Source organism: Pseudomonas sp. FG13 (genome assembly GCF_057809755.1).
Map to the genome: position 1 here is coordinate 1 of NZ_JBMDKO010000107.1, position 1019 is coordinate 1019.

Annotated in this window: 1 protein-coding gene; it reads left to right on the top strand. The window is 65.7% G+C overall.

Annotation, left to right across the window (positions count from 1 at the left end; all coding sequences use genetic code 11):
- On the top strand, positions 1-1019 hold a 1019-nt coding region (locus ACODTO_RS29540; RefSeq protein WP_489107473.1), incomplete at both ends, for a carbon starvation CstA family protein.

Consider the following 1019-nt stretch of genomic DNA (forward strand, 5'->3'; position numbering starts at 1 on the left):
CACCGGGATCCAGATCACCTGGATGCTGATCGGCTACGGTTTCGTCGCGGCGGTGCTGCCGGTGTGGCTGATCCTGGCCCCGCGGGACTACCTGTCGACCTTCCTCAAGATCGGCACCATCGTCGCCCTGGCGATCGGCATCCTGATCACCATGCCCGAGCTGAAAATGCCGGCGCTGACCCAGTTCACCAACGGCCTGGGCCCGGTGTGGAAGGGCGGGCTGTTCCCGTTCCTGTTCATCACCATCGCCTGCGGCGCGGTCTCGGGCTTCCATGCGCTGATCTCCTCGGGCACCACGCCCAAGCTGCTGGACAACGAAACCAACGCCCGCTACATCGGCTACGGCGGCATGCTGATGGAGTCCTTCGTGGCGATCATGGCGATGGTCGCCGCGTCGGTGATCGAGCCGGGCGTGTACTTCGCCATGAACAGCCCGGCGGCGGTGGTCGGCGGTGACGTCGTGGCCGTGGCCCAGACCATCAGTGGCTGGGGCTTTGCCATCACCCCGGACGCGTTGCAGGCGGTGGCCCGGGACATCGGCGAAACCACCGTCCTGGCCCGTGCCGGCGGTGCGCCGACCCTGGCGGTCGGTATCGCGCAGATCCTGCACTCGGTGCTGCCGGGTGAGAACACCATGGCGTTCTGGTACCACTTCGCGATCCTGTTCGAAGCGTTGTTCATCCTCACCGCGGTAGACGCCGGCACCCGTGCCGGGCGGTTCATGCTGCAGGATCTGCTGGGCTCGTTCGTGCCCTCGCTCAAGCGCACCGAATCCTGGACCGCCAACCTGATCGCCACCGCCGGTTGCGTGGCCCTGTGGGGCTACCTGCTGTACCAGGGCGTGATCGATCCGCTGGGTGGCATCAACACCTTGTGGCCACTGTTCGGTATCTCCAACCAGATGCTGGCCGGTATCGCGCTGATGCTCGGCACAGTAGTGCTGATCAAGATGAAGCGCCAGCGTTACATCTGGGTCACGCTGCTACCGGCGGCCTGGCTGCTGATCTGCACCACCACGG